Source organism: Rhizobium lusitanum, from assembly GCF_014189535.1.
Lineage (GTDB): Bacteria > Pseudomonadota > Alphaproteobacteria > Rhizobiales > Rhizobiaceae > Rhizobium > Rhizobium lusitanum_C.
In genome coordinates this window covers 1,236,828-1,260,846 of sequence record NZ_CP050308.1, presented here as the reverse complement: position 1 = coordinate 1,260,846, position 24,019 = coordinate 1,236,828, and the positions used below count along the sequence as shown (strand labels likewise).

Annotated in this window: 23 protein-coding genes; 9 read left to right on the top strand and 14 right to left on the bottom strand. The window is 61.0% G+C overall.

Translation table 11 applies throughout. The features are described from left to right. Positions 1–4 precede the first annotated feature (4 nt). The 3 genes from HB780_RS19840 to HB780_RS19830 all read right to left on the bottom strand — a co-directional run bounded on the left by HB780_RS19840 (position 5) and on the right by HB780_RS19830 (position 6,028). Positions 5–1,150 (bottom strand): PspA/IM30 family protein, encoded by a 1,146-nt coding sequence (locus HB780_RS19840; protein ID WP_183695428.1) that lies wholly within the window; start codon positions 1,148–1,150, stop codon positions 5–7. Between the two features lie 324 nt (positions 1,151–1,474). Then, a complete protein-coding gene (locus HB780_RS19835; protein ID WP_183695426.1) occupies positions 1,475–4,798 on the bottom strand; it encodes a thiamine pyrophosphate-dependent enzyme in 3,324 nt (1,107 codons plus the stop codon). A gap of 234 nt (positions 4,799–5,032) precedes the next feature. Further along, on the bottom strand, positions 5,033–6,028 hold the full coding sequence (locus tag HB780_RS19830; RefSeq protein WP_183695423.1) for an ornithine lipid hydroxylase OlsE: 996 nt from the start codon (positions 6,026–6,028) through the stop codon (positions 5,033–5,035). Positions 6,029–6,221: 193 nt separating this feature from the next. Between HB780_RS19830 and aac(6') the strand changes: the two genes are divergently transcribed. Next, positions 6,222–6,662, top strand: a complete 441-nt coding sequence (gene aac(6') / locus HB780_RS19825) for an aminoglycoside 6'-N-acetyltransferase (RefSeq protein WP_183697280.1) — start codon at positions 6,222–6,224, stop codon at positions 6,660–6,662. On the opposite strand, the gene HB780_RS19820 is transcribed toward aac(6'), so the two are convergent. Together HB780_RS19820 and HB780_RS19815 are read right to left on the bottom strand one after the other, a co-directional pair. After that, complete coding sequence (locus HB780_RS19820) at positions 6,659–7,321, bottom strand: GNAT family N-acetyltransferase (protein WP_183695420.1); 663 nt, start codon at positions 7,319–7,321, stop codon at positions 6,659–6,661. The genes aac(6') and HB780_RS19820 overlap by 4 nt on opposite strands. Before the next feature lie 34 nt (positions 7,322–7,355). Then, positions 7,356–8,039 (bottom strand): pyridoxamine 5'-phosphate oxidase family protein, encoded by a 684-nt coding sequence (locus HB780_RS19815; protein ID WP_183695417.1) that lies wholly within the window; start codon positions 8,037–8,039, stop codon positions 7,356–7,358. Positions 8,040–8,135: 96 nt separating this feature from the next. Between HB780_RS19815 and HB780_RS19810 the strand changes: the two genes are divergently transcribed. Then, positions 8,136–9,563 (top strand): MocR-like pyridoxine biosynthesis transcription factor PdxR, encoded by a 1,428-nt coding sequence (locus tag HB780_RS19810; protein WP_183695414.1) that lies wholly within the window; start codon positions 8,136–8,138, stop codon positions 9,561–9,563. Here HB780_RS19810 and HB780_RS19805 read toward each other — a convergent pair. Further along, on the bottom strand, positions 9,553–10,416 hold the full coding sequence (locus HB780_RS19805) for a helix-turn-helix domain-containing protein (RefSeq protein ID WP_183695411.1): 864 nt from the start codon (positions 10,414–10,416) through the stop codon (positions 9,553–9,555). The two genes, HB780_RS19810 and HB780_RS19805, sit on opposite strands and share 11 nt — an antisense overlap. A gap of 133 nt (positions 10,417–10,549) precedes the next feature. On the opposite strand from HB780_RS19805, the gene HB780_RS19800 reads away from it, so the two are divergent. Then, a complete protein-coding gene (locus tag HB780_RS19800; RefSeq protein WP_183695408.1) occupies positions 10,550–11,485 on the top strand; it encodes a phytanoyl-CoA dioxygenase family protein in 936 nt (311 codons plus the stop codon). 79 nt (positions 11,486–11,564) lie between these two features. Here the strand turns inward: HB780_RS19800 and HB780_RS19795 are convergent, their stop codons facing one another. Further along, a complete protein-coding gene (locus tag HB780_RS19795; protein ID WP_183695405.1) occupies positions 11,565–12,146 on the bottom strand; it encodes a histidine phosphatase family protein in 582 nt (193 codons plus the stop codon). Between the two features lie 154 nt (positions 12,147–12,300). On the opposite strand from HB780_RS19795, the gene HB780_RS19790 reads away from it, so the two are divergent. After that, positions 12,301–12,537: a hypothetical protein gene (locus HB780_RS19790; protein WP_183695402.1), complete on the top strand. Its 237-nt coding sequence runs from the start codon at positions 12,301–12,303 to the stop codon at positions 12,535–12,537. A gap of 35 nt (positions 12,538–12,572) precedes the next feature. Here HB780_RS19790 and HB780_RS19785 read toward each other — a convergent pair whose 3' ends face one another. The 3 genes from HB780_RS19785 to HB780_RS19775 all read right to left on the bottom strand — a co-directional run bounded on the left by HB780_RS19785 (position 12,573) and on the right by HB780_RS19775 (position 16,255). Continuing rightward, positions 12,573–13,211: a MurR/RpiR family transcriptional regulator gene (locus HB780_RS19785; protein ID WP_286203149.1), complete on the bottom strand. Its 639-nt coding sequence runs from the start codon at positions 13,209–13,211 to the stop codon at positions 12,573–12,575. A gap of 45 nt (positions 13,212–13,256) precedes the next feature. Further along, the gene (locus HB780_RS19780) at positions 13,257–14,291 is read right to left on the bottom strand and encodes an LLM class flavin-dependent oxidoreductase (protein ID WP_183695399.1); all 1,035 of its coding nucleotides are present in this window, start codon (positions 14,289–14,291) and stop codon (positions 13,257–13,259) included. Between the two features lie 206 nt (positions 14,292–14,497). After that, positions 14,498–16,255: a phosphoethanolamine transferase gene (locus HB780_RS19775; RefSeq protein ID WP_183695396.1), complete on the bottom strand. Its 1,758-nt coding sequence runs from the start codon at positions 16,253–16,255 to the stop codon at positions 14,498–14,500. 150 nt (positions 16,256–16,405) lie between these two features. Between HB780_RS19775 and HB780_RS19770 the strand changes: the two genes are divergently transcribed. Beyond that, positions 16,406–16,816 carry a response regulator gene (locus HB780_RS19770; RefSeq protein WP_183695393.1) on the top strand — a complete coding sequence of 137 codons (411 nt, stop codon included), beginning with the start codon at positions 16,406–16,408 and terminating at the stop codon, positions 16,814–16,816. Here HB780_RS19770 and HB780_RS19765 read toward each other — a convergent pair. Together HB780_RS19765 and HB780_RS19760 are read right to left on the bottom strand one after the other, a co-directional pair. Then, the gene (locus HB780_RS19765) at positions 16,790–17,566 is read right to left on the bottom strand and encodes a phosphatase PAP2 family protein (protein WP_183695390.1); all 777 of its coding nucleotides are present in this window, start codon (positions 17,564–17,566) and stop codon (positions 16,790–16,792) included. The genes HB780_RS19770 and HB780_RS19765 overlap by 27 nt on opposite strands. 218 nt (positions 17,567–17,784) lie before the next feature. Next, positions 17,785–18,162: a VOC family protein gene (locus HB780_RS19760; RefSeq protein WP_183695387.1), complete on the bottom strand. Its 378-nt coding sequence runs from the start codon at positions 18,160–18,162 to the stop codon at positions 17,785–17,787. 361 nt (positions 18,163–18,523) lie between these two features. Here HB780_RS19760 and HB780_RS19755 point away from each other — a divergent pair, with 361 nt between their 5' ends. Next, positions 18,524–18,907, top strand: a complete 384-nt coding sequence (locus HB780_RS19755) for a YciI family protein (protein WP_286203148.1) — start codon at positions 18,524–18,526, stop codon at positions 18,905–18,907. 31 nt (positions 18,908–18,938) lie between these two features. Further along, on the top strand, positions 18,939–20,213 hold the full coding sequence (locus HB780_RS19750; protein WP_183695381.1) for an RNA polymerase sigma factor: 1,275 nt from the start codon (positions 18,939–18,941) through the stop codon (positions 20,211–20,213). A gap of 74 nt (positions 20,214–20,287) precedes the next feature. Here the strand turns inward: HB780_RS19750 and HB780_RS19745 are convergent, their stop codons facing one another. After that, positions 20,288–21,688: an MFS transporter gene (locus tag HB780_RS19745; protein WP_183695379.1), complete on the bottom strand. Its 1,401-nt coding sequence runs from the start codon at positions 21,686–21,688 to the stop codon at positions 20,288–20,290. Positions 21,689–21,809: 121 nt separating this feature from the next. On the opposite strand from HB780_RS19745, the gene HB780_RS19740 reads away from it, so the two are divergent. Next, the gene (locus HB780_RS19740; protein ID WP_183695377.1) at positions 21,810–22,805 is read left to right on the top strand and encodes a LysR family transcriptional regulator; all 996 of its coding nucleotides are present in this window, start codon (positions 21,810–21,812) and stop codon (positions 22,803–22,805) included. An 18-nt stretch (positions 22,806–22,823) separates the two neighbouring features. Here the strand turns inward: HB780_RS19740 and pyrE are convergent, their stop codons facing one another. After that, positions 22,824–23,339: an orotate phosphoribosyltransferase gene (gene pyrE / locus HB780_RS19735; protein ID WP_183695374.1), complete on the bottom strand. Its 516-nt coding sequence runs from the start codon at positions 23,337–23,339 to the stop codon at positions 22,824–22,826. 154 nt (positions 23,340–23,493) lie between these two features. On the opposite strand from pyrE, the gene HB780_RS19730 reads away from it, so the two are divergent. Continuing rightward, a complete protein-coding gene (locus tag HB780_RS19730) occupies positions 23,494–24,006 on the top strand; it encodes a GNAT family N-acetyltransferase (RefSeq protein ID WP_183695373.1) in 513 nt (170 codons plus the stop codon). Positions 24,007–24,019: the final 13 nt, after the last annotated feature.

The following is a 24,019-nucleotide window of genomic DNA, read 5'->3' as shown; positions in this document are numbered from 1 at the left end:
GGCGTTACTGATCGTTTGCCTTGAAACGGGCAAGTCGCGCTTCGATGGCCTGTTCCCGGTGCAGGCGGTCGAGTTCGTCGAGCTCGGCACTGGTTGCGGGTTCGCCCGCCGGCACGCCGGTCAGGCGAGAGACCGCAGCTGCTGCGCGGGCGGCGCCGGCGCCGGGCGTCGCATGCGGCTTGCCGCCGGCTGCTTCCTCCGGCGCGTGGCGGGCAAGGCTGCGCTTGAAATCGGCCAGGCGGGCTTCGGCCTCGCGGCGGGTGGCAAGAATGGCCTGTAGTGCCTTCTGGCCCTCGTCGATCTGCTCGTGTGCATCGGCCAGCGCTTTGTCGAGCGCGGCGATCTGGGCTTCGAGATCGATCTGGCGGGCGACGCCGGCCTTGGCGAGGTCGTCGCGGCTGGCGGAGACCGCAAGCCGGATCTTTTCGTCGAGAGCTGTAAGATCGTCGGCAATTTCGGTGCGGCGGCTCTGGATGCGGTATTCCTCGGCGCGTGCCTTGCCGAGATCAGCGCGGGCTTCGTCGGCGGCAGCGTCGATTTCACGCAGCGCCTGTTCGATGACTGCGACCTTGTTTGCGCCTTCCACCTTGTCGATGGCCGTATTTGCGAGGCCGGCGATCAGCCGTCCCATGCGGGAAAGAATGCCTTCATTCGTCATGCTGTTTTCCTCCGTTCGGGGGGAGTTTGGCGTTACGCCGATGTGAATCTGATAGTGGCCGCCATCGGCGATCAGATAGGCGGGAAAGACACTCTCCCACCCCTTGAAATAACCGGCCACGTCGAAGGGCACGGCGACACGGCCGCGCACCGTCGAGATTGTCAGGTCCGACGGACCCTTGATGGCAAAGAGTTTTTCATCGAGCGGCAAACGGCTGACATCGGCCGTCCCGCCGCGTTTGGCCGCGAAATCACGCAAGCCCAGCGTCACCTGACGGGCGGGCAAACCGGTGCGTTCGCGGATGGTTTCATAGGCAAGTTCATGAAGGAGAACGAGGTTGGCCCCGGCCTTGTCCGAGGCGATCTCGGCAAGAATCGCCATCATCTGCCCGTATGCGGCGAAGGTCTCGTCCAATGCCTGTCGTGCCGCGTCGTTGGGAACGAGTTCGTAACGCAGGAGCGATCGGTGTGATGGACTGGGTGTCTGTGCCATGCGTATTAAGTAAAGTACCGCTCCGGTGCTTTTCAAGAAGGGGCGCAAGCAAAGATGGATGAATTGTAATGAACATTAGTGGCTATAGGTTGCATTTTGTTGATGCATCCCTCTGCCGACGCGCAGACCGGCATGTCGCCAATCGCGCCGAAGCCATCGGGATCATGGATGACGCCGATGGCTTTCGATGGTGCGAGAGGTGTAGGGTCTAACGATCCGGGAGAGGTTTGGGGACGATCTCTGCCGGAGATCAGGCGCGGAACAATTGTGTCCGCTCCGAAAGCGCCGTCCACAGAGGGCGGCGCTTCCTGCTGGTGACAGTTGCTATTTGATCGTGCGGACGATGGCCGCGCCGGAGGTCATGCCGCCGCCGAAGGCGACGAGACCGAGGTTGAGCGGCTCGGAGCGTTCCTTGGCCACATGCATCATGGCGAGCGGGATGCTCGATGAGCTGGTGTTGCCGTAGTTCTCGATGACACTCAGCGCCGGACGACCGCTGCGCTTGGCGATGGTGTCGATGATGCGCTGGTTGGCCTGATGCGGCACCAGAAGGTCGAGATTGGCAAGCTCCAGCCCGGCGTCGACGCAAGCGTCCTCAATCGAGCGCGACATGGAATGAACGGCTTCGGTGAAGACCGAGCGCCCGTTCATGGAAATGACACCCTTGTCCGGCAGCGGCACGTAAAGGAGATCGCCTGGCTCCGGACGGCCGTTGATGACCGGGCGGCTAGCTGCGAACAGCGGATTGCGCGCCATGTCGCGGCTGGTTACCAGGCAGGCGGTGGCCGCATCGCCGAACAGGATGGCGGTGGAGAAGTCGCTCATGTCGAGCAGCGGCGACAGCACCTCTGAGGTGACGATCAGCACCTTGGCGTCGTTCTGCTGGGCGATGAAGTCGTAGGCCTGTTGCAGGGCGTAGAGATAACCAGAGCAGGCGGCGCCCATGTCGTAGGCCGCAAGCGATGGCCGCACGCCGTCTTCTGCAACGGCAACAGCAACGCGGCTCGCGAGCGACGGCGTGGAGATATCGGGCGTGCCGGTGGCGGCGATCACGAGGTCCATGTCATGGATCGTCGTATTGGTTTGCTGCAGGAGATCGCGCACGGCTTTTGTCGCCAGGCTCAAAGTGCCTTCGCCCGGGCCGACCCAGAAGCGGCTCTTGATGCCGGTCAGCGCGAAGATTTCCTCTGCGCGCCGGTTCGGCCAGTTGTGGATGATTTCTTCGTTGCTGACCCGGCGGGCACCGGTTGCGAAGCCCATGCCGCTGACGGCGATTTCCGTGAAGTTGCCGGAATGGCGGCGCATCGCCGGGATGGCGTGCGACTTCAGGCGACGCAGCACGAACTTGTTCTGGACCTCGGAAGCAAGCGCGAAATTGCGCTCGCTCAGGTCGCGGTCGGCATTGACCGTCAGAAGCGGGCTGTCGGTGGCGATCTGATCGCCGATCTTGACGAAGACCTCCTGTACCAGGCCGCCGATATTGGCGCAGATCTCGACCGAAGCCTTGGTCGCCTCGACCACGGCGACGAGCTGACCGACCTCGATCGTGTCGCCCGGCTTCACCAGAAGGTCAGTCACCAGCACGTTTTCGTCGGCAGGGCCGGAGCCGATCGCTTTGATGGCGGCAGTGGGCCCAGACTTGTCCTCTTCATGCCAGGTGACCTCGCATTCGAGGACCTCGGCCATCAGATCGACCAGCTTGCTGTAGGATGGCAGCGTTTCCAGCTGGTTGCCGAAGTTGAAGGGAACATGCGAGTCCGAGCGGGCGAGCCGGCGGACGACGACGGGCACGTCGGCCTTCTCGGAGACGGTGGCAACGATTTCGGCGCCCATGCCAACCGTGCGGTTGTCTTCATGGACGACGATCAGACGCTTGGTGCGCTTGGCGCTGGCAAGTACTTCCTTTTCATCCCAGGGCGAGATCGAACGCAGGTCGATGACCTCCACCGAAAATCCCTGGGTTTCGAAGGCGCTTGCCGCCTTGGCGCAGAGCGACACCGTGTTGCCGTAGGTAACCAGCGTCAGGTCGCGGCCGCGGGCGATATAGCGCGACAGGCCGGGACGGACGAAATGCTGGTCGAGATCGGTGGACGTGCGGCCGTCGGAATTGTTGAGAACGGCCTTCGGATAAAGGAAGACGGTCGGGCGTCTGGATTCGAAGGCGGCATTGAGCAGGCCAGCGGCGTCGCCGGCGGTGGAGGGCATGACGACGTCGATGCCGGGCGTATGCGCCAGCATGCTTTCGAAACTCTGGGCATGGAACGGTCCAAGGCCCGGCTTGTAGCCGCCGCAGCTCACCATCACGATGACGGGCGATTCCCAGTCGCCTTTGGTGCGCCAGAACATGCTGCCCATTTCCGAGACGATCTGGTTATAGGCGAGCGGCAGGAAATCGGCGAATTGCAGGAAGGCGACCGGGCGCTGGCCGGCAAGGGCGCGGCCGACGGCGGTACCGACGATGGTCGATTCACTCAGCGCCGCATTGTAGACGCGCTCGGGATATTTCGTGCTGAGGCCGCGGGTAACGCCGAAGACGTCGCCCTTGGGGTCCTCGATGTCCTGGCCGAACAGGACGACATCCGGATTGTTGGCTAGCTGCCTGTCGAGTACGCCGTTCAGTGCCTCGCGCATGGTCAGCGTCGTTGCACTCGCGCCGCCGCGATATTCGGCTGTCTTGTCGAAGGAGGCGGGGTAGGGCGCTTTTGCTTCCGGCTCGACCTTCGGTGCATCTTCCTTGCGGGCAAGGGCGGCTTCCGCCTGCACCTCGGCGGTCAGGTCTTTTTCGATCTTCTCCAGCGCGGCGTCATCGATGCCTGCCTTCAGCAGGGCAGCTCGCAAATTGATAAGCGGATCGCGGTAGGCCGCGGTCTCGATCTCTTCCTGCGTGCGATAGGTCTTCTGGTCGTCGGCGTTGGTATGGTCGGTCAGCCGCGCCATGTTGATAACGACGAGGCTCGGCGTGCGGTTGTTGCGGCTGTGGCGGACGGCCTTGCGGAAGGCTTCACGCGAGGCCGGCAGATCGTCGCCTTCGGCGCGGATGATATCGAGGCCGTAGAAAGACGGCGCGGGGCCGGTCGGAAGATCGAAGAAGGTCTGCTTCGTGGTGCGCGTCGAGATGGAGAAATTATTGTCTTCGACGACGAAGACGATGGGATACTGGCCGCGCACCGCTTCGGCGACGGCCTCGAGAAATTCGCCTTGCTGCGTGGTGCCGTCGCCAACGCAACAAATGGCGATCGGCATGTTGGGCTTATGTTTCAGCGCCGCGCTGGCGCCGACGGCGTGAAGTGCGTTGTTGCCGACCGGACCGACGATGGAGGTGATGTTGAGAGCGCGGGAGGAAAGATGCGCGCTCATCTGGCGGCCGGCGGAATGGGAGTTGCCCGTGGCAAGAAGGCTGGAGAAAAACTCACGAATGGGCATGCCGCGCGCCAGCATCAGGGCTTTGTCGCGATAGTGCAGATGCAGCCAATCGTCATCGTGAAGGAATTCATTCAACAGCGCCGTCGACTCGTGTCCGGCACCGGAAACATGAAAATGTGCTATACCTTGCTTGATGAACTCTCGTTCAAGTCTATCTATTTCACGAGATGTGAAAAATATTCTATGGAGTTGCTTGAGATGATCTGTGGTAAATCTCCCTTCCATTTCAATAGTTTTCCTAATCTTTCATGGTCAATAATATGCGAGCGATAGGTAACTCCGCAGGGTACCTTTTTCAATACACGTTAAATGACAATATCTTCTCGATTTGAAATAGGTTTACGTGCGTCGGAGGCACGCCGAATTGGGCCGACCGGTTTCCGTATACGCACTTCGTGCCCCTTCGCGCGGCAGCGGATGCAGCGGGGGTATAGAGATCATTTTATCCCCGCGTGCCTCTCAGCCGGACTTTCGGATCGGCGCGTCGGCCTGTTTGCGTGCGGAAGCGGCCCTGGCCGCCAGCTCTTCCTTGTCCCGCAATTCCTTCGGTTTCTTGCCGATGATTTGCTTGGCGCCCTTCTTGGAAAAGGGCTGCGCGAGCTGGGCGAGGAAACTGTCTGCGACCTTGCCGGTGATGCCGATGTCGGTGGAGGAAGGGCGTGGCGGATTGTAATAGGTGCCGAGGATCTGGTCCCAGATCACCAGGTTCTCGCCGTAATTGGTGTTGCCCTCGGCAAGCAGCTTGGAATGATGCCAGCGGTGCAGGCGCGGCGTCGACAAGATCCAGTCGAGCGGGCCTGTGCGCACATCGATGTTGCAATGGGTCAGAAGACCGATAAAGGCCGTGACTGCACCGATCCACAGGAAGACCGGCAGCGGCGCGCCGAGCAGATAGAGCGGGATCTGGCCGAGCGCGATCTTGAACAGCGAGTCGATGATATGGAAGCGTCCGGTATTGATAACCCACAGGCGTTCGACGCTGTGATGCAGGGCATGGAAGCGCCAGAGCGACAGATATTCATGCGCAAGGCGATGGGCGAGATAGAGGCCGAATTCGGCAATGACGAGCCCGAGCACGACCTGCAGGGCCATCGGCCATTGCTCCGGCCAGATATTCGCCTTGTGGCTCAGGAACGGCTGCGCCACGGTCGCTACCGCCATCGGAAATGACGTGCCGATGGCCGCGGCGATCTGCACGCCGCCCTTGCTCAGGAGCGTATGGGCGATATTGTTGAACGTCTCGCCATCGCTTTCCAGCCAAGTCTCTTCATAGGGCATCAGCCGCTCGAAGATCGCGATGATCGCTACGATCGAGAAATAGGTGACGTTGAACCACAGCAGATGCATATTGGATTGAAAGGCGAAATAGGAGCCTGTCAGGCCGGCACAAAAGATGGCGGGCCACAACAGGGATGAAACAGCAGCGTAAAGGCGCGAACTGTTTTGAAACGTCATGCCATTGTCCTCGAATTGTCATCATGTGGGTTGGCGCGAATTTGAGCGATATGTACCGTGACGATTGTGGCCGCGAAAGGGAAATCTTGAGCGGAACGGAAGCGTTTTTGTATCAATATGTTGCTGGTGTGGGTCAAGTTGGTCGTAGCTGAAGTGTCTTTGCGGCTAAATTTATCGAACAAGGGCAGGGATGATGTGGATAGAAGAAGCCAGCCTCGAACATCAGGATGCATGGTCGCGTCTGCGCGGCGAACTCTGGCCGGATAGCTCGACGGAGCATCATCGTGTTGAGATGATGCAAATTCTCACGAAAGAAAACGCTATAGCCTTCGTTGTTTGCGATCAGACCGGTAACCCTATGGGGTTTGCTGAGGCGACGCTGCGGCATGACTATGTCAATGGCTGCAAGACCTCTCCGGTGCTTTTCCTCGAAGGCATCTATGTGCGCCGGGAGTACAGGCGGCAGGGCGCAGCGCACTTGCTCTGTAGCGCGGTTGCCGATTGGGGACGCGCTGCCGGGTGCCGGGAATTTGCTTCGGATGCGCTGCTCGACAATGTCGAAAGCCATGCCTTTCACGACGCATTAGGTTTCGAGGAAACCCAACGCGTCGTGTATTTCCGAAAGCCGCTTTAGCCGAATGTCAGCTTGCTCTTCTGTTGCCCGGCCTCGTCGAAATTCTCAGGGCTCAACCACCGCTGATAGCCGGCCTTCAGGCGCGGCCAGTCGGCGTCGATCATGGCAAACCAGGCGGTGTCGCGGTTTTGGCCCTTGGCGACCATGTGCTGGCGGAAGATGCCTTCGAAGGTGAAGCCGAAGCGCTCGGCGGCACTTTTGGACGGCTCGTTGAGATTGTTGCATTTCCATTCGAAACGACGATAGCCGAGCGTGTCGAAGACGTAGGAGGCGAAGAGATAGAGCGTCTCGGTGGTGACGCGGCTGCGGGCGATTGCGGGCCCCCATAGAATGCTGCCGATCTCGATGACGCCATGTGCGGGGTCGATGCGCATCAAGGCCTGCCGGCCTTCGGCCTGTCCCGTCCGCTTGTCGATCGTCGCGAAGAACAGCGGGTCGGTACTGGCCGCAGCCTTTTCGAACCAGGGCGTGAAGGCGGCGAGATCGGCGGGAGGCCCCTCGAACAGGTAGCGGAAGCGATCATGGGCTCCGGGCGCCTGTGCCGAGGCGAAGAGGTCGGCGCCGTGGCGTGCGGTGTCGAGCGGTTCCAGGCGGACATAATGGCCCTCCAGGGCGATCCGTTCCGGGCGCGGTACACCGTTCCAATTCGTAAGATCCATGTCGAAGTCCTTTGGTATCAACTGCGAGGGCAGTCTATCGAAGCCGGCCTGATTGTATCAGCGCCGCCAGTGGTTCGGGTAGTTCTATTCCGTCGAGCAATCCCGGCGCGGCTTCCGCCGGGGCGAGATGGCTGCGTACCGGCAAGACGCCCGCCCAGACCGGAACATCCGCCTCGTCGGCATCGCCCGGTGGGCCGTTGCGCACCTTGGCGGTCGCCTCCTCGATTTCCATCCGCAGGACCGATGTCGCTTTCACCTCTTGGCCGGTCATCGGCCGCAGGCTGTCCCAGCGACCGGGAAACAGGTTCTCGACGAAACGGCGCAGCGCGTCGGCCTTCTCCTCGGCGTCCTCCAGCAGGCGTGCCTTGCCGAACACCATGGCGGAGCGGTAGTTGACCGAATGGTAGAAGGCGGAGCGGGCGAGCACGTAGCCGTCCATGATGCTGCAGGTGAGGCAGACGGGCATATCCTCCGCCGCGCGCAGAAAACGGCTGGCGGCGGACCCATGCCAGTAGACATGATTGCCTTCGCGCCAATGCAGCGTCGGCGTCACATAGGGCGCACCGTTGATGACATAGCCGACGTGACAGAGTGGGGCGGCGTCCAGAATAGCATGGACATCTGCCTGAGCATGGCTGCCGCGATGATGCTCGCGCCGCACGCGCGTGCGTTCGGTGATCGGATAGTCTGCGGTGGGCGGCGGGGAGAGATCGGCCATGGGTTTCCTCGTTGGTGTCGCCTTGATCTTTGCCGCCAAAGAGGTATGGGATAAATATCCAGTTGTTATATTTTGGGCAAACCAGTTGAGGACGTTATGACACCTGCGGCGCAATGGCCGGCGCTCGATCGAACTTCCGGCGATCTGGAGGGGCAGGTCTATCGTCTGATGCGCGACCGCATCCTCCGGGGGCAGATGCCCGCCGGACAACGGCTGCCGTCGACAAGGACGCTGGCGATCTCGCTCGGTGTGGCGCGTTCCACCGTGGTCAATGCCTATGAGCGGATGAAGGCCGAGGGCTATCTGCAATCGACGACGGGGGCGGCGACCCGCGTCGCCGAATTCGCAACGCCGCCTCTGCAGGGGCAGGCAGCGCCTACTTCACTCAGGCCGCAGCCAACAGTTGAGGTCGCCTTCGACGGCCTGTTCAAGTCCGGCGTGCCGGATGTCGCCGCCTTTCCGCATGCCGCCTGGGCGCGGTATCTCGGCGCGCGCGGTCGTTCGCTCCGGGTGCACGATCTCGGCTACGGCGCCCATAGTGGCATTCGCGAGCTGCGCGAGGCGATCCTCGAGCACATCTCCACCACGCGCGGCGTGATCGCTCGCCCCGAGCAGCTGATCATCGTTCCCTCGACCGGAGCGGCCATTGATGTTCTGGCGCGTGTCCTGCTGCGATCGGATCGCCCGGATGGCGCTCTCGCCTGGATAGAAGAGCCGGGCTATGGAACGGCGCAGGCCTTGCTGCGGATGGCGTGCGCGAATCTCGTGCCGGTGCCCTGCGATATCGAGGGCATCGATATCGCCAAGGCCGCCGGTCCGCCGCCGCGATTGATCTATGTCACTCCCTCGCATCAATATCCGACCGGCGCGACCATGAGCCTTTCCCGCCGTCTGGCTCTCCTCGACTTTGCCCGCGCCAACGGTTCGGTCGTGTTGGAAGACGATTACGACAGCGAATTCCAGTATGCCTCGCGCCCGATCGCCGCCCTGCAGGGCATCGACCGTGGCGAAGTCGTCGCCTATCTCGGCACCTTCTCGAAGACGCTCGCTCCCGGCCTGCGCGTCGCCTACGCGGTCGTGCCGTCCTGGCTTGTGCCGGAGGTTACCGCCGCACAGCTGTTGAGAGGGGCCGTCGTCCCCATTCATATTCAGGCAGCACTTGCCGATTTCATCCGCGATGGCCGTTTTCGCGCCCATCTGAGACATATGAACGCAATCTATGCCGCACGCATGGCAGCCGCCGTTTCCGCGTTGCGCCGCCATTGCGGCGATTGGCTCGAGGTGGGCGAGGGCGCCGGCGGGCTGCAACTGGCCACCTGGTTCCGGAATGCGGACACCGACGATCTGGCGGCGACGCAAGGGATCAACGGAGAGGGGTTTGCGCTCCGCGCCATGTCGTCCCTGCACCTCGGCCCTCCACGGCCGGGCCTGCTGTTCGGCATTGCGCGCATGCCGCCCGAAGCAGCGGATGCGGCGGTGGCAAGGATTGCCAAGCTGCTTCGAGTTCTGCCAGCTAGCGCCTAACGAACAATGCTCTGTATTCCCGTGGCGTCATGCCCTTGAGGGCTTTGAACTGCCGGTTGAAGTTGGCGATGGAGCGATAGCCGACGGCATCGCTGATGTGATGGATCGCGTGAGTGGTGGAGGAGAGGCGGGCGCAGGCGTCGCCGATACGCATGCGCGTCAGGTAGTCGGAAATAGCGGTGCCGGTGTGGCGGCGGAACATGCGATGCAGGCCGGAAACGCTGAGCGCGGCAATATCGGCCAATTCCTCCAGGCTGATGGCGCGCGCATAGTGAAGATGCAAATGCGTCAGTACGCGGTCGATACGCTCGCGGCTTTCCTTGAGTTCCGATGATTGGCCCGGCGCGCTTGCAAGCGGCGTTGCCTGCCGGTCATCGGCAACTCTGGCAAGGATGTTCAACAGCGATAGCAAGCGCTCCACCGGCGGCTTCTCGAAGACGGCCTCGTATTCCAGCCGTACTGCTTGTGCTGTCTCTTTCGAGAAATGCAGGCCGCCATCGGCCCGCTCCAGCATCGCCTCGATCGGCCGAAACTCGACGGCTCCGCCGGTTATTGGCAACAACCAATCGCGATGGAACCAGAGGACAAGCGCCACATGCGGCTGTTGCTGGTCGATCTTGGCGCGCGAGGCCCATGTATGCGGCAAGTTTGGCCCGACCAGCACGAGATCGCCGTCATCGTAGTCGCCGCTGTGGTCGCCGATGAAGCGCTGGCCGATCGAGTTCAGCGTGAGGGTGAGCTCGAATTCAGGATGATGGTGCCACTGGAAGGGAATGGCGTCGTCAAGTCGTCGGTTGAGCATGCTCCACGATGTCTCAGGCGAGCGCTGCAACACTTCAAGATAGGGTCTCATCGGGCGCTCACATGATTATCAAGGCCAGAATAGTATCAGAAATTGCCGAAGCAGGGCAACATGAGCGGTGTGCATCCCATTACAAATTGGTCGTCGCCTGAAACGACAGGCATCGATCCGATGGGAGGAATAAATGCAACAAGCTTTGAAACGAGACGCTCATCCGACCGCTTCTTCGGTCACGACGCAGCTGAAGGATATCAAGAAGACGCTGCCTTTGCGCGTTCTGTCGCAGGAGGATTGGCAGCATTGGATCACCAAGGGCTACGTAATCGTGCGGCAGGCGGCGCCCGCCGCCAATGTCGAGCGGCTTGCGGAAGTCCTTTGGGCATTCGACGAAAAGGACCCGAACGATCCTTCGACCTGGTATGCGCCGCAGCGCCGCGAGCACAAGATGAAGGAACTCAACAACACCGGCATGCTGGAGATCTACAATCACCAGGCTCTCTGGGACAACCGCATGGAGCGGCGCATCTACGACGTCTTCGTGGACATCTGGGATCGCGAGGATCTGTGGGTGACGATCGATCGCGCCAATCTCAATGCGCCGAAGAAGATCAAGGGCAATCCGAACGGCTTCATCCATTGGGATGTCGACACATCGCGCCGTCCGCTGCCGATCGGCGTGCAGGGTGTCCTGAGCCTGAAGAAACAGGATGGAGACGTCGGCGGCTTTCAATGCGTGCCGGAGCTGTTCGAGCGTTTCGACGAGTGGGAGAAGACGCAGCCGAGGGATCGCGACCCGATGCATCCCGACATGACCGGCCTCTCGGTCGTCAATATCGAGATGGAGCCGGGCGACCTGATGATCTTCAATTCGCTGCTGGCCCACGGTGTCCGTCCCAACCATGCGGAAAACCGCGTGCGTATGGCGCAGTATATCTCCATGCACCCCGCCGAGTTCGACGATGTTGTCGAGCGGGAGGAGCGCATCCGCCTCTGGCGCGAACGCGACCATCCGAAGCGTGACTCGTTTCCGGGTGATCCCCGCGAATGGGAAAAGCATAATGCCGAGACGGCGGTTCTGACGCCGCTGGGTGAAAAGCTATTGGGGTTGACTGCCTGGTAAGGCGGGTATGGTTCGACGCTAAGCGTTGATCGGGCGGCCTTGTTGCCGCTCGATCGCTGTCTACTGACGATACGAACCGTTAGATCTGGTTCCAGCGGCGGATGACGGGTTCGCTCAGGTCGTGATCATAGCCGAGAGTGCTGATGCTGGTGGTGTCGAGCACGAGGCGTTTGCCGTCTTCCGGCGGCAGGCCAATCCAGCGGGGGGCGAAGACCCTCAGGAAATGCGCGCTGGAGAAGATCAGGACATTGCCGTTGACCTCTCGGAGCTGGCCGATGATCCGGTCGGCCCGCGCACCGACATCGGCTGCCATCTCGCCATTTGGACATCCGTCGCGGAAAATCTCCCAGCCGGGATGTTGTGCCTGGATGTCCTTGGTGGTGATGCCTTCATAGGCGCCGTAATCCCACTCTGCCAGATCGTCCTTGATGACAACGGCGTCACCGAAGCCGGCCAGTGCGCAGGTGTTCCTGGCGCGCTGCGACGGGCTCGACCAGACGGCGGCGAAGTCGATGGCAGGCAGGCGGCCGGCGACCTTGCGGGCGGCCTCTTCTCCGGCGGTGGTCAAAGGGATATCGGTTCGCCCGGTATGTCGGCCGGACAGGCTCCATTCCGTCTGCCCATGCCGGACCAGATAGATCTCCGGATATGCACTGCTCATCTGAATGCCTCTCGATCACGCTGAACTCTCCAGCTTCTTGGCATCTGCCAGACGGTCTGTCGAGGGACAGGGCGGCCATCGCCTCGCTCAGGGATGGCAATCGGCTCGCAGAGAGTTCCTTGATTTCCCCTGTGCGCCAATGGCTTGCAGGGGAATGATGATCTTATCGTTTTACGGCATGCAGGACGCTGTGCACCAGAATGGCGAGGCAATCGACGAGCAGGAGAACTCCACCGACGAGCGGCGGCAGGGCCAGAAGCTTAACGGCTCCGGCGACTACACCGACCAGGATCAGGCAGAGGGTGGCAAGGCTTCCACGAGCTCGACGAACGAGCCGAGAAAGACGGCCGTTATGGTGGAGAGGATGGGGGTGAGGCTATTCATGCAATGAATCCCGAGTGGCGGATAGGGGTTTGATTCCGCATGCTATTTCTTTTTCTTCGTGCCGCGTTTGCTCCAGGCTTTGTCGATGGAGCCGCGTGGCGTGCTCAGATGGTCCAGGCTGTCGAAAGCGGTTTCTCGACGATGCCCGGCGAGCCCGACTATCATGGCTTCGATCAGCATCACGGTGCCGGCATGCATGGCGAGATGATCGACCTTGCCACGCGGGATGGGGAGGATTTCCGCTACCTTGTCGGAGATCAATGGGCCGAGATCGTCGCTGATGAGGATCACCGGCACATCATGCCGGCTGGCCTGGTCGAGCACGACTTCGACTTCGCGATAGAGCGGCGCGTAGGCCATCATTAGGACGGCGTCGCCCTTGTCGAGCCAGAGAAGGCGGTCGGCCAGCATGACGTCCGATGCGAACAGGGGGTGGGTGGGCAGGCCGATGCGGTTGAATTGCAGGCTGGCATAATCCGCCATCGCGCCGGAGGGACCGATGCCGAAGACATGACGCCGGTTTGCGCCGGCAAGAATATCGATGCTGCGCGCGAAGCTTGCGGCGATTTCCGGACGCCGCAGAACCTCCAGCGCATTTTCGTGGATGCCGATGACATGGTGAAGAATGCCGGCGTCGTCGCCGTCGGTTGCGGCGACCGTGCCAAGCTTTGGCAGACGCAATCGTATCCTTCAGCCGATCAGGCCGGGCACTTGAGATTAGAGGAGCTACTCCAGTCCCGCCCGCACCGCAGGGATGACTTCCCGGCCGTAAAGCTCAATGCAGCGCATCAGTTTCTGGTGGCTAAGCGTGCCGGTGCTGTACTTCAACTGAAAGCGGTTGATGCCGAGCGTCTTGATCACCGGCGTGAGCTTAGCGGCGACCGTTTCGGGTGAGCCGACATAGAGCGAGCCGTGTTCGATCTCGTCTTCGAATTCGCTGCGCGTCACCGGCGGCCAGCCGCGCTCGCGGCCGATGCGGTCGCGCATCACCTTGTAGCAGGGCCACAGTTCTTCGCGGGCCTGATCGTCCGTATCGGCGATATAGCCGGGCGAATGGATGCCGATCGGCTGGGCCGTGCCGCCCAACTGCGCGAATGCCTTGTGATAGAGATCTATGTAAGGCTGGAAGCGATAGGGGCTGCCGCCGATGATCGCCAGCATCAGCGGCAAATTATATTGCGCGGCGCGCACGACCGACGCCGGGCTGCCGCCGACGCCGATCCACGTCTTCAGGTGACCCTTCTCGATCGTCGGGAAGACCCGTTGCTTGTCGAGCGGCGGGCGGATACTGCCTGTCCAGGTCACTGGTTCGTTGGTGAGCAGTGCGGCGAAAAGATCGAGCTTTTCCTCAAAGAGCTTTTCATATTGCGAGAGCTCGAAGCCGAAGAGGGGGAAGGATTCGGTGAAGGATCCACGGCCGAGGATCACCTCAGCGCGTCCATTCGAAGCGGCGTCCAGGCTCGAAAAACGCTGAAAGACGCGGATGGGATCATCGGAGCTGAGAACCGTGACCGCCGATCCCAAATGGATATGCGAGGTGCGGCCCGCGATGGCGGCAAGTACGGTCTCTGGTGAAGAGACAGCAAAATCCTCGCGGTGATGCTCGCCGATCCCGAAGAAATCGATCCCAAGCTGGTCCGCGAGCACGCCTTCCTCGATGACGTTGCGGATGACCTGCGCGTGAGAGTCAGGCTTTCCGCTTTCGTCGTGGGTGATGTCGCCGAATGTATCGAGCCCGAATTCGATGGTGCTTGCCGTCATGATTTTGTCCGCTGCCTATCGCCATGATGTTCGGGAGGCATGTAGCTACGTTTCCGAGCGTGAACCACCCGCAAAGTTTCGAGGGGTTCGTTCGAAGAATTAGATATGACGATGGCGAGCGCCGGGCAGAGGGCCGACATGCCGTGCAAGAAGAATTGCGGTTTCGGCTTAGCGAAACCGCAATTCAGGCTGAGGGCTGATCGCCGTCAATTCAGTTGCGCCAACTTGTTCGCCGGAAGGCGGCAAGCGGCGAACACGTCGAGGCTGGGGTCGTAGACTTTGGTCGCTATGTCCATCATCCCGAGGACGCTGTGGAAGATATTGTCGTGCGAGTGGGAGCCGGCGGCCGCCTGCTTTGCAACGCAGCTCATGTCATAGCCACCGGTTTTCGCCAGATCGTCGGCCATCCACACAAGGAACGGCACCTGCGTTTGCTCCGATGGCGCGATGAAATACGGCGCTCCATGCAGGTAGATGCCGTTCTCGCCGAGTGACTCGCCGTGATCGGAGAAATACATGACGGCTCCCGATACTGTCGCCGAGCGTTGCTTTAGCTTATCGATGACCGCCGAGACGATGTGATCCGTGTAGAGGATCGTATTGTCATAGGCATTGTTGATCTGTTCCTGCGAGCATTTGCCGAAATCATTGGCTCGGCAATCGGGTGTGAAGCGGCGAAACTCTTCGGGATAACGCTGGTAGTAGGCCGGGCCGTGGCTACCAAGCTGGTGCAGTACGAGGACGCTGTCTCCCTTGATGTTGTCGAGCCAATTGTCGACCTTATCGACCAGAATCGCGTCCAGACATTCGCCTTCCTTGCAGAAGCGGGGATCGGCCGATGTCGGCAGGTAGGTGTAGGGAACGCGGTCGGTGACGTTGTAGCTGCCGGTGTCATTGTCCAGCCAGGTCACATCGACCTTGGCATGGGTCAGCACATCGAGCAGGTTCTCCGTTTCCAGACCCTTGCGATGACTGTATTGCTGCCGCGTATAGACGGAGAACAGGCAGGGGATCGATGTCGCCGTTGCCGTTCCGCAGCTGGTGGTGTCGGGAAAATAGACGATGTTCTGTTTCGCCAGCTCGGGATTGGTCATTTTGCCATAGCCGCCAAGCGAGAAATTCTGGGCGCGGGCCGTTTCGCCGGCGACGATGATCGTCACGCGCGGCTTGCCGTTGTCGACGGCGCCAACCCTGCGGGCGTCCATGCCTAGAGGCTTTGCAACGACGTTTGCGTTCCGGCCAGAATCGATGACGTAGCGAACCGCGCTGTTGATCGGCATCACCGGATTGAGCGTATCCAGGAGGTCGCGATGTGCCCGGCCGACGCCGGCATAGGTTTTGTAGAAGCTGATACCGGCGACCATGAAGATCGCGACGCAGGAAAGAATGACGGCAGTGTTATAGGCAAGCTTCTTGAGAATGGGGCGATGGACGATGCGTACGGACGCGATCACCAGCGACGGAAGAACACCGGTCAGCAGCACATGCGTCACAAAACGCGCCGTAATCAGGTGGCCAGCCTCGGCACCCGTCGATACCGCCGCGTTGCGGATCATTTCCTTGTCGATGATCACGCCGAACTGGTCGTTGAACCACGAGGACACCGACGCCACGAGAACGAAGAAAATAAGGATCGGCTTGGTGATGTATTTGGCGGAGAAAAGCGTGAAGAGCGCCATGATGACGGCCGATATGCCGACGACGAAGCCGGCGAAGGCGGCAGGCTCGACCAGGAAATAGCCGTAAGCCTTGGTCCAGAACATCCGGTTCGTCACAAGAAGGATATAAAGGCTAGCTATAAGGCAAAGGGTGACGCTGCCGATGGCTGGTCGGACGCTTCGTCCGCCAGACTGAGTGTTTTTATTGTTCAATGGTTTTCTCCAGGGCATTCCCCTGAACAGAGCGGGAAAGCCGTACAACACAGCGCGCAGGATGTGGCTCAGACTGTTTGAGCGCGAGACCATGCCCACCGTTCCTGACATTTACCTGAATAACGCCCGTCCGTGCGTTGGTCGATTCCGCTTATCCGCGCTTTTTGTCGCACGGTTAGGTGGAGTTCAGGTCGCCGTCAGCAATCCCGATCATAGCTTCATTTCTTGAATAAGGAAGCAGCCGTGCGGGTTTTACTGGTCGAGGACAACGCCACTATAGGCAACGCCGTGCAGGATCATCTGTTCGCGGAGGGTTTTGTGGTCGACTGGTCGATGGACCTTGGAGCGGCGAAGACGGCGGTTGCCAGAGGCCATTATGATGTGATTCTTCTCGATTTGCGGCTACCGGATGGCAGCGGCCTGGACCTGCTGACATCCATGGGGGCACAGATCGGAGCGACCCCGGTGATCATCCTCTCCGCCTATGACCAGATTTCGGATCAGATGGCCGGGTTGAGCATCGGGGCGGTTGATTATCTCGTCAAACCTTTCGGGCTTGCCGAACTGACGGCCCGAATCCGCAGGGCGGTAACGTCCTCGGGCGCTGGAAAATCGAGAGGCGGCAGGTCACGCCTTTTGCCCAGGGCCGGTTGAAGAGGAGCCGAGGAACTCGACAACGGCCAGTGCGCCCGCGAAGATCACCAACGACGACAGCCAGCCAAGGACTACATCGGAAAGGTAATGGGCGCCGGTGAGGACGCGCATGGTCGGCATCAGGATCGATATGACAGCCAGTGGCACACCAAGCGGAAGGCGCCAGCGCGGTGGCAGCAGCGGGATGAGACAGAGAAGCCATCCGGCCGATGACGCTTCTCCGGAGATGAAGGAACAGTTCCTCAGGCACTTGCCGGCGAAGGAACCCGCTTGGACGAAATCCAGCGAGCCGCCGAAGAGATTGGTAGCGCGGGGGCGCGGCCGGCCGGAGAAACCTTTCAGGATCACGTTGACGAGAAGGCCGCAGCCAAGCGCCAGCGATAGCAGCGCGGCTAAACACTGGTCGATTTTCGACGTGCGCCAAAGTGGGCCGAGCCGCTTCCGGGACAAGATCGGGAGCGCGAGCAAGATGATGATTGCGATATAAGGCAGAACGAGCGTGACGGCGCGCGCGAAAGCGAAGAGCAAACTCCTGTCGTAGGCGAACATGCCGCAGACCTTGCCCATAGGATCGTTCGAAGGGCAGGGCGCAGTGGTAAAGACGCTGCGGGCGATAGAAAGGTCGAGCTGGGGAAATCTATTGAAGAAAATCAGTAGCAACCACCAGAGCGCAAATAGCGCCAGAAACGATGCGAGGGGTTTGCTGAGCGACGCCGCGCGCTTCGGATACGCAACATAGTCATCATACATCAGGAAACGCCGCCTTCCGTCGTCGAATGCCAAGGTGTGACGGAATTTCACTGGCGTCTTGCGCAACGGCACCGACAATCCCCATCGACTGTGCACTTACGGCAGAAGCCTGACAGTAGCCTGAAACATCAAATGGTTAGTGAATATGGCACGGATAACGGCGCCGCGTGATGGAAACGGGCCGCCGAATGGGATGTTGCCGCGTCACGCGGGGGTCGTCATACGCCTGTCTGGAAATAGGCTTCGAGACGGTAGCCGTCCGGGTCGATGACGAAGGCGGCATAGTAGAACTGGCTATAGTCCGGGCGGATGCCCGGTTTGCCATTGTCTTCGCCGCCTTGCGCGAGAGCGGCGGCGTGGAAGGCGTCGACGGATTCCCGGCTGGGTGCGACGAAGCAGAAATGCAGGCCGGAGTCACGATCCGCCGGGACGGGACGTTCCACCTGGCTGACCCAGAATTGCGCCCGTTCCGCACCGTACCCGACCGTTCCGTCGAAATTCGTCAGCCGCTCATAGCCAAGAGGCGCTATTGCGGCATCGTAGAATTGCTGGGATCTTTCCAGGCTTTTGACGCCAATCGAGACGTGATCGAACATAGATGCAGACTCCTATCGGCTGCTATTGCGGCTTTATATGTCCCAAGGCGAAGGGTGTGTGAGCCCTTCAAAAATCAGGGCCTCCGGCGTTGACCCACCATCTTGCAACGACCGTGCGGAGTCAATGAACAGCGACAGGCCCCAGATTGCCGCGATTGGGCGAGTTGCCTATCTGTGGGTGACATTGATAGGCTGACGGCGTTGACGGTCTGGGAGGAGTTACCGTCTTTCGATCCCGGCCAAACTTTTTTCAATCCGCCTGTCGATTCTCGAAGGATTGCTTCGTCGTTGTATTGAGCGAGCCAATTCAGCGGCAATGACGCCAGCTGCTCGCCTCGAAGGGAATGGTCAAATGCGCTTCATGTCTATTATTACGTCCGCTGATGTTGGTATCCCGACGCCGGAACTCATGGAGGCCATGGGCAAGCTTGCCGATCGTGAGATCAAGGCCGGCCGGATGATCGATACCGGCGGACTGATGCCTATGGCCACGGGTGCCCGCGTCAGCATCAAGGGCGGGAAGCTCAACGTGCTCGATGGTCCATTCGTCGAAGCCAAGGAAGTTATTGGCGGCTACGCGATCTCCGAATTTCAGAACAAGGAAGAGGCGGTAGCGCTGGCAGTCGAGTTCATGCAGCTTCACATAGATTTCATGCCGGGTTGGGAGGGCACATGCGAGGTTCGCCCATTCTTCACGTCCGATATGGAGGGCGCGTGCGACCCGCACGCGGTTGCAGTCGCTTGAGGCAAACGCCGAAGAGACGGGATAGGCGGCCATGACGGCCGCCAATTCCCATCGCACGATCCTGGCCGTCTGGCGGATCGAGCAACCGAGGCTGATCACTAGCCTCGCGAGGATGCTGCGCGACGTGCCTCTTGCCGAAGACCTGACGCAGGAGGCGCTGGTCGCTGCCCTCGAACGATGGCCGGAAACCGGCGTTCCGGAAAGGCCGGGCGCATGGCTGATGGCGACCGCCAAGCGCCGGGCGCTCGATCATCTGCGCCGCCGCCAGATGCTTGATCGCAAGCATGAGATGATCGCCCTGGATATGGAAGAGGAGCAGCAGGCCATGCCCGATCTGGACGCCGCCCTCGACGACGATATAGGCGACGAACTGCTTCGTCTCGTTTTCACTGCCTGTCATCCGCTGATCTCGCGTGAGGCCCGCGTTGCCTTAGCGTTGCGGATGATCTGCGGTCTGACGACCGAGGAGATTGCCAGGGCTTTCCTACTGCCCGAGGCGACGATCGCCCAGCGTATCGTCCGCGCCAAACGAACCCTTTCGGAATCGGGGCTGGCCTACGAGACACCGCGCGGCGAGGAGCTTGCGCAACGGCTCGCATCCGTGCTGGAGGTCGTCTATCTGATTTTTAACGAGGGCTATACTGCTGCGCGTGGCGAGGACTGGCTGAGGCCACAGCTCTGCAACGAGGCGCTGCGCATGGGCCGCGTGCTGACCTCCGTCGCACCGAATGAGCCCGAAGCACACGCCTTGCTGGCGCTAATGGAGTTGAATGCCTCTCGCACCGCGGCACGCACGGACGCTGACGGCGAGCCGATCCTTCTGTTGGAGCAGAACCGGGCCCTGTGGGATCAGTTGCAGATCCGGCGAGGTCTGCGGGCACTTGCACACGCACGCGACCTTGGAGGGGCTGGCGGCGCTTACGCATTGCAGGCGGCAATCGTCGCTTGCCACGCGGAGGCCCATACAGCCGATGTGACCAACTGGTCCCGTATCGCCGGGTTATATGGGGAGCTGGCGGCGGTCGTGCCGTCGCCGATTGTCGAGCTAAATCGCGCGGTCGCTCTGGGCATGGTGGAGGGGCCGGAGGCTGGGCTGGAGATCATGGACCAGCTTGCCCATGAGCCGGCGCTGAAAGCGTATCATCTGGTGCAGAGCGTTCGCGGCGATCTGCTTCACAAGCTTGCTCGCTTCGAGGAGGCGAGGTCCGCCTTCGAGGAAGCCGCCACGCTTGCCGGAAACCAGCGTGAGCGAGATCTGCTGAGCCGCCGCGCGGCCGAGGCGGCTGCGTTATCATCGCAAAAGTAGTCGTGACGGAAATGGCGGCGTCGGGACGGTCGCTCATACCCGCGCCGGATTGGCGCGGGTATGAAAGATACCGGCTATTCAGCGGCCTGGTAGGCATCCGGACGCGATGTTGCCGTTCTTGGCCCGAGGGCGGCCAGCACGATGATCGCGGTTGCGAGGATCGCAACGAAGGCGGTGCCGGCGACATAGGGGTTCCAGCCGAACTGAGGAGCCGCACTGAAGACGGCTGAGGCTGCCGCCAGCACGATGCCGCCACCAATCTGGAAGGAGGCGAAGAGCATGCCAGAGGCCAAGCCCAACTTGTCGTCTTCGACATCGGCAAGGGCTGCTACCTGCACCGAGGGATAGGTCATGGCATAGCCGACGCCGAGCAAGATCTGGGAGACGGCGACGAGCAGGATCGGATCGATATGCCCGACCGAGATCACCCAGAAGATATAGCTGATGGCCTGCAGGCCGACGCCGAGCGTCATCAGCCCGGTCGTGCCCCGGTTCTGGCCGATCGTCGCAAATCGCGGCGCCAGGAACATCACGCAGACGCCGCCGAGGGCAAAAGAGAAGCCGGTGGCGAAGGCCGACCAGCCGACGACGGTCTGGTAATAAAGCGTAGCGATGAACTGGAAGCCGACATAGGAGCCCTGGAAAAGGGCGGCGATGGCGTTGGCATGGCTGAGCTTGGCGCGCCGGAACATGGCAAGGGGCACCATCGGATCGCTATGACGTGACTCGACCAGCAGGAAGAGCAGGATCAGCACGAGGGCTGCCACCAGTGACCCCCAGGTTGCAAACGCCTGCCAGCCGTCGACTGCAGCATTGGTAACGCCGAAGACGAAGAGCAGCAGGCCCGGCGTGATCGTCAGTGCGCCGGCCCAGTCGAAGCGGGCTTTTGATCCGGTCCGCGGGCGGTCGGCGGGCAGGACGAAGGGAGCGATCGCCAGCGTGAGGAGGGCGACAGGCGCGCCCATGACCAGCGTCGCCCGCCAGCTGAAGAGGGTTGCAGCACCACCCAGCACCATGCCGAGCACGAAGCCGGCTGCACCCGTGGAGGAGAACACGCCGAGCGCCTTGGCGCGGCTGGTTCCTTCTCCGAACACGGACAGCAACAAAGCGAGGGCGGCCGGCGCGGTGAAGGCGGCGGCTATGCCTTTGATCAGCCGGGCGGCGATCAGGGTCGGCGCGCTATCGACGAAGCCGCCGGCGATACTGGCGGCAGCGAAAACGGCGAGCGACCAGAGGAAGACGCGGCGGTGGCCGAAAAGATCGGCAACGCGCCCGCCGAGCAGCAGAAAGCCGCCATAGCCGAGCACATAGGCGCTGACGGCCCATTGCAGCGATGTCGCCTGCATGCCGAGTTCGGTCTGGATGGCGGGCAGGGCCACGCCAATGGTGGAGACATCCATGGCATCGAGAAAGTTGGCGGCGCAAAGCAGCAATAATGCCAGCCCGGCCCCACGTTGTGATTGCGAATTAATCATCGAGATCGTTCCTTCCAATGCTGTCGCCTCTTGGGAGGTTGGTTGGCGGCAGGGAACGAGAAAATGTACAGCTTCTAATCCTATTGCAAATTGATAGTAACCATGTCAGGTATTACTGATAATGATGAATGATGCCACACTTCGAAAAATCGATCTCAATCTGCTGCTCGCCTTTTCCGTGCTCATGCAGGAACGGAATGTGAGCCGTGCTGCCGAACGCCTGTTGCTTGGCCAGCCGGGCCTCTCCGCAGCACTGCGACGGTTGCGCGAGACGCTTGACGATGAATTGTTCGTGCGCGTCGGGCGCGGCTTGCAGCCGACGGCGCGGGCGCTGTCCATTGCGCCTGCCATCGAGGATGCGCTTTCGGGTATTGAGCGTGCCATCCGGCCAGCGGCGGCCTTCGACCCTGCAAGCTGGCAGGGCGAGTTTCGCATCGGCATGTGCGACAATCTCGAATCGGCTTTCTTCGGTCCGCTGGCGGCGCGATTGCGCAGCCTTGCACCGAACGCGCGCTTGACCGGCGTGGCCTTCGACAAGCGCGAAGCTGCGCGTCTGCTGGACGAAGGGGCCTATGATTTCAGTATCTCAGTGCATGAGGAGCCGGCATCCTGGCACATTCGCGCACCGTTGTTCGATCAGGCTTCGGCCTGCATCTACGATCCACGGCATATCAAGTTAGGTGCGCCGCTTGGGCTTGAGGATTTTGCGAGCGCCGACCACATTACCGTGTCCCTGGAAGGGAACGCGCTGAACAACGTCGATCTCGCTCTCGCACGCGTCGGGTATCGCCGTCGGGTTGTTGCGACCGTGCCGCGCTATTCTGCCTTGCCGCTGGCGCTTCGAGCCATGCCGGCTGTCGCGACAATACCGGAATCGATCGCCCGCTGTATGGCGCAACTGCATGACCTGACCGTTTCGGAAATGCCCCTCGACCTGGAGGCCGATCCGGTGACGATGCTCTATCGCCGCGTTGATCAGGCCGATAGCAGGGCTGTGTGGTTCCGCCGGCTCTTCGTTGAGATCGTGGCGGACGCACTTCGGGAATCGGGATGCCACATGGACGTTTCCAGAGCCGCCTGCTGCTATGAACCGGCGCCCTTGGCCGAAGCCGTTTAAACCTTGCGGTTATGCGATCTATCGCAATTCGGATGCCAGTAGCGCCGGAAAGACGCGCAGGTCCGGCAGTCCGGGGAGAGAGGGTTCGCCTTTCCCCCGCCAGATGGCGCAGATGACAGCGAGGATTTCAGCCCCTTCGGCATTGACCAGCTTTGCCGCGTCGACAACCGCGCCGCCCGTGGTGATCACGTCTTCTATGAACGTGACCTTCTTACCCTTGATATCCAGGCCTTCGACGGCCTTGCATGTGCCGTAGCTCTTTGCTTCCTTGCGGATGAATGCGGCTGGCAACCCGCTTTCCAGCGACATTGCCGTGGCAATCGGGACACCGCCGAGTTCCAGCCCGGCCAAAACCTGCGTATCGCTCGGCAAGAGCTGCAACATGCGTCGCGCTATGCGGCGCAGCAGAGCGGGGTCGGACTCGAATCGGTACTTGTCGAAATACTCGGTTGAGATTTGACCGGATCGCAGCGTGAAAGTCCCATGAATTCGCGCAATCGCATTGATATCAGTGCCCAGCAAGTCGTCGCTCATAGCCATTTCCCAATCCTTGTTCCTGTTCGATTTACATAATCCGTGGAAGACCGCAAAGTGCCCATGACGATCACAAGGGATCGGAGGCGTTTTTCTTCACCTCTCATTGCGGCGGCAGTATTCGTTCCCGGGAGAGGGCTTGTTAGGATGATCAATGACTGAGCGGGTTTGGCGCACAAAGCGTCTGCTTTTGCGGGTACCGGTGGAGACGGACGTCGATTTCGTCGCCGCGCTTTTTTCCCGGCCGGAGCTCGTCGCGCATCGGCCCGACCCGACGCCAGATACGCCGGAGGAGAGTGGCCGGCGCCTTGCGCGCGATATGGATCATTGGCGCAGCCACGGATTCGGACGCTGGGCTGTGGAAGCGGATGGCGGGCTGATTGGGTTCGGCGGCGTGACCGTGTCGAAGGAGTTCGAGGGTCTCAATCTCTCCTATCATCTGCATCCGGATAGCTGGGGCAGGGGCTATGCGACCGAACTGGTGCGGCAGGTTTTGGACTTTGCGTTCAATGACTTGCATGCCGAGCGGGTGATCGGGCTTGTCCGCCCCATCAATCTCGCCTCGCGCAACGTGCTGGAAAAATGCGGCTTCTCCCTGGAGCGCGAGGTCATGCTGCATGGCGCACCGACCAATCTTTTTGCGCTCACCGCGCAGCGCCAAAGATAACCGGAGCGAAGGC

Excerpts from the sequence above, each read along its gene's own strand:
- HB780_RS19840 (WP_183695428.1), bottom strand. The coding sequence starts at position 1,150 with ATGGCACAGACACCCAGTCCATCACACCGATCGCTCCTGCGTTACGAA.
- HB780_RS19835 (WP_183695426.1), bottom strand. The coding sequence starts at position 4,798 with ATGGAAGGGAGATTTACCACAGATCATCTCAAGCAACTCCATAGAATA.
- HB780_RS19830 (WP_183695423.1), bottom strand. The coding sequence starts at position 6,028 with ATGACGTTTCAAAACAGTTCGCGCCTTTACGCTGCTGTTTCATCCCTG.
- HB780_RS19820 (WP_183695420.1), bottom strand. The coding sequence starts at position 7,321 with ATGGATCTTACGAATTGGAACGGTGTACCGCGCCCGGAACGGATCGCC.
- HB780_RS19815 (WP_183695417.1), bottom strand. The coding sequence starts at position 8,039 with ATGGCCGATCTCTCCCCGCCGCCCACCGCAGACTATCCGATCACCGAA.
- HB780_RS19810 (WP_183695414.1), top strand. The coding sequence starts at position 8,136 with ATGACACCTGCGGCGCAATGGCCGGCGCTCGATCGAACTTCCGGCGAT.
- HB780_RS19805 (WP_183695411.1), bottom strand. The coding sequence starts at position 10,416 with ATGAGACCCTATCTTGAAGTGTTGCAGCGCTCGCCTGAGACATCGTGG.
- HB780_RS19800 (WP_183695408.1), top strand. The coding sequence starts at position 10,550 with ATGCAACAAGCTTTGAAACGAGACGCTCATCCGACCGCTTCTTCGGTC.
- HB780_RS19795 (WP_183695405.1), bottom strand. The coding sequence starts at position 12,146 with ATGAGCAGTGCATATCCGGAGATCTATCTGGTCCGGCATGGGCAGACG.
- HB780_RS19790 (WP_183695402.1), top strand. The coding sequence starts at position 12,301 with ATGATGATCTTATCGTTTTACGGCATGCAGGACGCTGTGCACCAGAAT.
- HB780_RS19780 (WP_183695399.1), bottom strand. The coding sequence starts at position 14,291 with ATGACGGCAAGCACCATCGAATTCGGGCTCGATACATTCGGCGACATC.
- HB780_RS19775 (WP_183695396.1), bottom strand. The coding sequence starts at position 16,255 with ATGGTCTCGCGCTCAAACAGTCTGAGCCACATCCTGCGCGCTGTGTTG.
- HB780_RS19765 (WP_183695390.1), bottom strand. The coding sequence starts at position 17,566 with ATGTATGATGACTATGTTGCGTATCCGAAGCGCGCGGCGTCGCTCAGC.
- HB780_RS19760 (WP_183695387.1), bottom strand. The coding sequence starts at position 18,162 with ATGTTCGATCACGTCTCGATTGGCGTCAAAAGCCTGGAAAGATCCCAG.
- HB780_RS19755 (WP_286203148.1), top strand. The coding sequence starts at position 18,524 with ATGTCTATTATTACGTCCGCTGATGTTGGTATCCCGACGCCGGAACTC.
- HB780_RS19750 (WP_183695381.1), top strand. The coding sequence starts at position 18,939 with ATGACGGCCGCCAATTCCCATCGCACGATCCTGGCCGTCTGGCGGATC.
- HB780_RS19745 (WP_183695379.1), bottom strand. The coding sequence starts at position 21,688 with ATGATTAATTCGCAATCACAACGTGGGGCCGGGCTGGCATTATTGCTG.
- HB780_RS19740 (WP_183695377.1), top strand. The coding sequence starts at position 21,810 with ATGATGAATGATGCCACACTTCGAAAAATCGATCTCAATCTGCTGCTC.
- pyrE (WP_183695374.1), bottom strand. The coding sequence starts at position 23,339 with ATGAGCGACGACTTGCTGGGCACTGATATCAATGCGATTGCGCGAATT.
- HB780_RS19730 (WP_183695373.1), top strand. The coding sequence starts at position 23,494 with ATGACTGAGCGGGTTTGGCGCACAAAGCGTCTGCTTTTGCGGGTACCG.